The following is a 7,439-nucleotide window of genomic DNA, read 5'->3' as shown; positions in this document are numbered from 1 at the left end:
TCGCCGAGCTTCTTCTTGCCCTCGTCGATGAGGTTCTCGCCGATTTCCAGGCCGGTGTTGAGGCCGCCCTTGATGTCGTCGACGATGCCCACTACCGCTCACCCCCGCCCCGCTGCCGGGCGGCTTCCTCCGCGCGGGCCCCGGACGAGGGCCCGAAGGACGCCGCTCCAGTCGGCCGTGAGCCGATTAAGCGGAACCTTGGTTTGTACGCGTGTGACGTGCTGACTTCCCCGTTGTTGGACACGATCGCCATCATCACATCGGCGCGTCGGCGGAAACAACGCGGTACGAGGCGGTGATCACGCGCCAGCACTCACCCGGCAACGGGCCAGGGGTACCGGTGTCGGTGCGGCACGGTGGAGGAGGGGGGAAGCGCACGCCCACAGCCCGTGCACGGCGCCGCCGTCGTATCCGCTGAAAGCAAAAGCCCCAGGCCACGGCGAGTGAGTCCTGGGGCTTCCACAGAGCCGCCTTCGGGATTCGAACCCGAGACCTACGCATTACGAGTGCGTTGCTCTGGCCATCTGAGCTAAGGCGGCGCGCCGTCCACACCATGGTGCGATCAGCAACGTCGGTAAGTCTACACAGTTTCGGGGGGTGCTCCGTACCACCCCCGGAGGAGCCGGTTGGCGGGGTGGCCGCCGGCGCTACGAGCAGCGTTTCCCGGCTGCCGGGGGCGCCCCGCGCAGGAGGTAGGCGTTGATCGTGGAGTCGACGCAGGCGCTGCCGCGGCCGTAGGCGGTGTGGCCGTCGCCCTGGTAGGTGAGGAGGCGGGCCGAGGAGAGCTGCCGGGAGAGGGACTGGGCCCAGCGGTAGGGGGTCGCGGGGTCGCGGGTGGTGCCGACGACGACGATCGGGGCCGCGCCCTTCGCCTCGATGCGGTGCGGCTCACCGGTGGGCGCGACCGGCCAGTACGCGCAGTTCAGGGAAGCCCAGGCGAGGCCCTCGCCGAAGACGGGGGACGCCTTCTCGAACGCGGGCAGCGCCCTGCGCACCGCGTCCGGGCCGTCGAAGGCCGGCGGCAGGTCGACGCAGTTCACGGCCGCGTTGGCGAACATCAGGTTGGTGTAACGGCCCTTGGCGTCACGCTCGTAGTAGCTGTCGGAGAGGACCAGCAGTCCCGATCCGTCGTTCTCCTTGATCGCCGCGGTGAGCGCCTCCCTCAGCTGCTCCCAGGCGCTCTCGTCGTACATCGCCGCGATCACGCCGGTGGTGGCGAGGGACTCGGTGAGCCTGCGGCCGTCCGCGTCACCGGTCGGCAGGGGCCGCGCGTCGGCCTTATCGAAGAACGCCTTGAGGTTCTTGCCGACGTCACCCGCCTTGGTGCCCAGCGGGCAGTCCGGCTGCCGTACGCAGTCCTTCGCGAACGACCGGAACGCCGTCTCGAAGCCCGCCGTCTGGTCCAGGTTCAGACGCCGGGCGGGCAGTGCCGGGTCCACCGCGCCGTCCAGCACCAGCCGCCCCACCCGGTCCGGGAACAGCCCCGCGTACGTCGCCCCGAGGAACGTCCCGTACGACGCCCCCACGTACGTCAGCCTCCGGTCCCCCAGTGCCGCGCGCAGGACGTCCATGTCGCGGGCCGCCTCGACGGTCGAGACGTGCCGCAGCAGCTTGGCCGACTGCGCCCCGCACCCCTCGGCGAACTTTTTGTAGGCGTCGACGAGTCCGACCGTCTCCCGCTGGTCGTCGGGCGTGACGTCGGTCCGCGTGTACGCGTCCATCTCGCGTCCGTCGAGGCACTTCACGGGCTCGCTGCGGGCGACGCCCCGCGGGTCGACGGCGACCATGTCGTAGCGGGCGCGGACCCCGGCCGGGTAGCCGACGCCGGCGTACTGCTGGAGGTAGCCGATCGCGGAGCCGCCCGGCCCGCCCGGGTTCACGAGCAGCGAGCCGAGCCGCCCGCCCGGGCCCGTCGCCTTCTTGCGGGCGACGGCGAGCCGGACGTCGCCCGCGCCGGGCCGGTCGTAGTCGAGCGGCGCCTTGAGGGTGGCGCACTCGAAGCCGGGGACGCCGCAGCCGCGCCAGCTCAGCTTCTGCCCGTAGTACGGCGCGAGCGCGGACGGGGTGGCGCGGGGCAGCGGGGCCAGCGTCGCCTCCGCCGCAGCCGGCGTGGCGGAACTCGTCACGCCCCCGGAGGAGCAGCCGGAGAGGAGCAGGGTGGCGAGGGCGGCGAGGGAGAGCAGGGTGACGCCGGTACGGGACCTGCGGGGGGAGCGCCTGATGTGCATCCAGTGAGCGTAACTCTGCGCGATGCCGTGAACGCGCTGCGTGCATGAAGTGCCACGGACGAGTGACGGGCTCGCTGTGGGGACGACGAGACGGGTGGTGCGTCGGCGGGGACGGTGAGGCCGGCGGGTCGCGGATCGGTGGGACGGCGCGCGGCCGCCGCCGACCCGCCGTCCCGACGTCCCGTCTCAGCCCGCTCTCAGCGCCATCGTCATCGCCTCCACCGCCAGGAGCGGAGCCACATTGCGGTCGAGGGCCTCTCTGCACGCGGAGATGGCCTCGATGCGGCGGAGGGTGGACTCGGGGGTGCTGCTGCGGGCGAGCCGCTCCAGGGTGTCCTCGGCGTCCGTGTTGGCCAGGGCGACGCGGGAGCCGAGCTGCAGGGCGAGGACGTCGCGGTAGAAGGCGGTGAGGTCGGTGAGCGCGAGGTCGAGGCTGTCGCGCTGGGTGCGCGTCCGGCGGCGCTTCTGCTTGTCCTCCAGGTCCTTCATCACGCCCGCCGTGCCGCGTGGCATCCGGCCGCCCTGGACGGCGCCCAGCGCCGCCTTGAGCTCCTCGGTCTCCTTGCCGTCCCGCTCCTCGGCGAGCTGCTTGGCGTCCTCCGTGGCCGCGTCGACGAGCTCCTGCGCGGCCTTGAGGCAGCCGCCGACGTCCCCGACGCGCAGCGGCAACTTCAGTACGGCGGCGCGGCGCTCGCGTGCGGCGGGGTCGGTGGCCAGGCGCCGGGCCCGGTCGACGTGCCCCTGCGTGGCGCGGGCGGCGGCGACGGCGACGGCGGGCTCGACGCCCTCGCGCCGTACGAGCATGTCGGCGACGGCGTCGACGGAGGGCGTGCTCAGGTTCAGATGGCGGCAGCGGGAGCGGATCGTCGGCAGGACGTCCTCGATGGAGGGGGCGCACAGCAGCCACACCGTGCGCGGGGCGGGCTCCTCGACCGCCTTGAGGACGGCGTTGGCGGACTTCTCGTTCAGCCGCTCGGCGTCCTCGACGAGGATGACCTGCCAGCGGCCGTTGGCGGGCGAGGTGAAGGACTTCCGCACGGTGTCGCGCATGTCCTCGGCGAGGATCTGCGTGCCCACGGCGGCGACGGTGGTGACGTCGGCGTGGGTGCCGATCAGGGCCGTATGACAGCCGTCGCAGAAGCCGCAGCCCGGAATGCCGCCGAGCGCCCGGTCGGGGCTCACGCACTGGAGCGCGGCGGCGAAGGAGCGGGCGGCCTGCGTCCGGCCCGCGCCGGGCGGTCCCGTGAACAGCCAGGCGTGCGTCATCTTCGACGCCTCGGGCCGCGGCGTGTCGGAGGCGACCGCGGTGACGAGCGCGTCGGCGTCCCGGGCAGCGGCGGCGAGCTGTTCACTCACCCTCTCCTGCCCGACGAGGTCGTCCCAGACGGTCATGGGTTACGCCGCCCCTTTCGTCACGGTGCGCGGTGTGGGTTCCATTGTGCGGGCTGCCACTGACAGCGACCCCGGCGCCGGCCGGAAGCCGCCCGGCACGAGACCGGCGGCCGGGCGTCGGTCACCGCCGCCGGGGACGCACGCGTGCATCAGGCCCCGCCCCGCCAGGCGACCCGACCACGCGCAGCCGGCCCCGACCTCGCCACCAAGCGGCCGAGACCGCGACGCAGCCAGACCGGGGACCTCGCCACCGGACAACCGGACCACGCCCAGCCGGCCCCCGACCTCGCCACCGGGCGGCCGAGACCGCGACGCAGCCAGACCGGGGACCTCGCCATCAGGCGACGCGACCGCACGGAGCCACGGCCGGACCGCTCGGAGCCGGACCGGAGCTCAGCGGCGGCGGCCCCGCCCGCGACCGCCGCCGCGGCCACCGTCTCGCCCGTCATCGTGCCCGCGGTCGTGCCCGTCGTCGTCGCGGTGCGGGCCCAGCAGCTCGTCCGCCAGCGTCGGCAGGTCGTCCAGGGGGGTCTCCTCGGCCCAGTCCGAACGCGGCCGGTGGCGGGGCGAGCCTTCCTCGTCGACCTGCGGCAGCTCGCGCGTACGGTCCTCGGAGCCGTCCGGCCCCGGCCCCGGCCGCTCGTCACGGAAGTAGCCCGGCGGCACCCGGTCGGCAGGGCTGTCCCCGGACACCGGCGGCCGCACGGCCGCCTCGTCCGCGGGGTCCTCCGCGCGCACCGGGGGCAGCACCGCCGTCTCGTCGGCGGCGCCGGACGGAGCCACGGGCGGCAGGACGGCCGTCTCGTCGGCGGCACCGGCGGGCGCCGGCGGCTGCGGCAGCTCGGCCGTGACCTCGGCGTCGGGCCCTGGTCCCTCGGGCGACCGGGACGTCCCGGTCGACGCGCCCGAACGCGTCCCCGAAGTCCTGGCCGCCGACTCCCGCGAGTCCGCCACCGGCTCCTTGTCCATCCGCACCCGGGGCAGCACGGCCGTCTCCTCGATCGGCCCGCCCGAGGCGTTCGTCGGCGTCACCACGGGCGTCGGCACGGTCGCCGCGTCCGGCGCGACCGAGGCCGGCGCGGGCGGCGTCGGCTTCCGCTTCGGGCCGGCCTGGGCCGCCGCAGCGGCCTGCTCCGCCGCGCGCCGTGCCTGCTCGGCCCGCAGCAGTGCCTCCTCGGCCTTCCGCTGCTTCTCCAGGCGCCGGGTCTCGGCCTCGGCGCGCAGCCGGGCCTCCTCCTCGGCCTGCTTGCGGCGCCGCTCCTCGTCCGCCCTGCGGCGGGCCTCCTCCTCGGCGCGGGCCTTCTCCTCGGCGAGGAGACGCACCCGCTCCTCCTCCGCGCGCCGGGCCGCCTCCTCGGCCCGCTGACGGGCCTCCTCGGCCTGCCGTTCGGCCTCGCGCCGCTGCGCCTCCTCCAGCTCGCGCCGCTTGCGCTCCTCCTCCTCGGCGCGCAGCCGGGCGAGCTGTTCCTGGCGCTCCCGCTCCAGGCGCTCCTCCTCGGCCTTGCGGCGGGCCTCCTCCTCGGCCTTTCTGCGCGCTTCTTCCTCGGCCTTCTTCCGCGCCTCTTCCCGGGCCCTGATCTCGGCCTCGGAGAGCGGCAGCATCCGGTCGAGCCGGGCCCGGACGACCGCGGTCACGGCCTCCGGCTCCTGACCGGCGTCGACGACGAGGTAACGGCCGGGGTCGGCGGCGGCCAGCGTGAGGAAACCGGAGCGCACGCGCGCGTGGAACTCCGCGGGCTCCGACTCCAGCCGGTCCGGCGCCTCCGTGAAGCGCTCCCGGGCGGTCTCCGGGGAGACGTCCAGCAGCACCGTCAGATGCGGTACCAGTCCGTTCGTCGCCCACCGCGAGATCCGCGCGATCTCGGTCGGGGACAGGTCGCGGCCGGCACCCTGGTAGGCCACGGACGAGTCGATGTACCGGTCGGTGATCACCACCGCGCCCCGCTCCAGGGCGGGCCGTACGACGGTGTCGACGTGCTCCGCGCGGTCCGCCGCGTACAGCAGCGCCTCCGCGCGGTGCGAGAGGCCGGCGCTCGACACGTCGAGCAGGATCGACCGCAGCCGCTTGCCCACGGGCGTGGCCCCCGGCTCGCGCGTGAGGACGACCTCGTGGCCCTTGGCCCTGATCCACTCGGCGAGTGCCTCGGCCTGCGTGGACTTCCCGGCGCCGTCGCCGCCCTCCAGGGCGATGAAGAAACCGTTCGACGTCGGCGTCTGCACCGGGTCGTCGCCGCCGAGCACCGCGTCCCGCAGGTCGTGCCGCAGGGGCACGCCGGAGCGGTCGTCGACCTTGGCCAGCACCAGCGCGGCCACCGGCAGCAGCAGCGCGCCCACCAGCATCAGCGTGAACGCGGCGCCGCCGTGCGCGAAGACGAACTTGCCGTTCTCCAGGCGGTGCGGGCCGATCAGCGCCGCCACCACCGGGGCGATCAGCGCGCCCAGCGCGACCAGGACCCGGACGACCGCGTGCAGGTGTTCCGTCACGCGCGTGCGGCGGTGGTCCTCGGTCTCCTGGTCGAGCAGCGTGTGCCCGGTGTTGGCGGCCACGCCCGCGCCGACGCCGGCGAGGGCAGTGATCAGCAGCACGGTGGTGACGTCCGGGACGAGCCCGGCCGCGAGCAGCGCCACGCCGGTGAAGGCGATGGCCAGCGCGAGCAGACGCCGCCGCGACAGCGTCACCAGCACCTTCGGCGCCATACGGACGCCGACGACGACCCCGCCGGTCAGCGCGAGCACGAGCAGGCCGTACGTCACGGGGCCGCCGCCCAGGTCCTTGGCGTGCAGCACCGCCACGGCGACCGCGGCCGCGATCGCGCCGGCGACGGCCGCGCAGGCGAGGACCAGCAGCGGGATCGCGCCCGTGCGGCCCGCGTCGACACCGGTGGCCGTCCGGGGCCGGCGCAGCCCCTCGAGCGGGGACCGCGCGCGCGGGGTGCGCGTGCCGGGCAGCTCCAGCAGGGTCACGACGGACAGCGACCCGGCGAACAGGCCCGCCGCCACGTACGAGGCGAGGGACGCCTGGTGCTGGGCGAACCACTCGATCCCGGCACCCAGCAGATTGTTGAGCAATGCCGCCACGAGCAGCATCGCCGCGCCCAGCGGGATCGCCACGAAGGTCGTGCGCAGCGACAGGCGGCGCAGTGCGTCGAGGTGGTCCGGAAGCGGCCGTACCGTCGCGCCCTCCGGCGGCGGGGCGGGCAGCAGCGCGGGGGCCGCGCTCTCGCGGGCGACCGTCCAGAAACGCTCGGCGACCCCGGTCACGAACACGGTGACCAGGAGCAGCGCCAGAGCGTCGTCCGGGGTCCAGTCGATCCACAGGGGCGCGACGATCAGCAGGGCGGCGCGCAGGCCGTCCGCGCCGACCATCGTCCAGCGACGGTCGAGCGGACCGTCCGGCGACGTCAGTGAGGTCAGTGGCCCCAGGAGGACGGCACCGAAAAGCAGGGTGGCGAGGATCCGCACCCCGAAGACGGTCGCGACCGCGAACGCCACGCCCCGGTAGCCGCCTCCGAAGGAGCCCTCGGCGATGGCCGCCTGGAGGGCGAGGAGGACAAGCACCAGGAGGGCGAGGGCGTCGGCGACGCCGCTCACCAACTGCGCGCCCCACAGCCGCTTGAGCTGAGGCTGGCGCAACAAAGCGCGAACGGCGCGCTCGCGGGAGTCCGCTACCAGGGCGTCGTCTGGGGCCGGGTGGTGGGCCGTTGGCTGCTCGGCTCGCGTCATGCTTTCAGCCTATCGGCAGTGACTGACAGGCCAGAGGGCCCGTCCACAGGTGCGCACACCCCGACACCAAAGTGATGCCGGGGCGTGCGTTTCGCG

General features: G+C 74.6%; 3 protein-coding genes and 1 tRNA gene. All 4 read right to left on the bottom strand.

Going from position 1 to position 7,439, the window contains the following annotated elements; genetic code table 11:
• Positions 1–465 precede the first annotated feature (465 nt).
• A tRNA-Thr gene (locus ACIBBD_RS09175) sits at positions 466–539 on the bottom strand.
• Between the two features lie 108 nt (positions 540–647).
• On the bottom strand, positions 648–2,228 hold the full coding sequence (locus ACIBBD_RS09170; protein WP_399418651.1) for an alpha/beta hydrolase: 1,581 nt from the start codon (positions 2,226–2,228) through the stop codon (positions 648–650).
• Between the two features lie 186 nt (positions 2,229–2,414).
• On the bottom strand, positions 2,415–3,620 hold the full coding sequence (locus ACIBBD_RS09165; RefSeq protein WP_399418650.1) for a DNA polymerase III subunit delta': 1,206 nt from the start codon (positions 3,618–3,620) through the stop codon (positions 2,415–2,417).
• A 393-nt stretch (positions 3,621–4,013) separates the two neighbouring features.
• Positions 4,014–7,343: a dTMP kinase gene (gene tmk, locus ACIBBD_RS09160; protein WP_399418649.1), complete on the bottom strand. Its 3,330-nt coding sequence runs from the start codon at positions 7,341–7,343 to the stop codon at positions 4,014–4,016.
• Positions 7,344–7,439 lie beyond the last annotated feature (96 nt).

Origin of the sequence: Streptomyces sp. NPDC051315 (assembly GCF_044455165.1) — a bacterium.
In the GTDB taxonomy this organism is placed as follows: domain Bacteria; phylum Actinomycetota; class Actinomycetes; order Streptomycetales; family Streptomycetaceae; genus Streptomyces.
The sequence above is the reverse complement of the archived record's forward strand: the minus strand, read 5'-3'. Positions and strand labels throughout refer to the sequence as shown.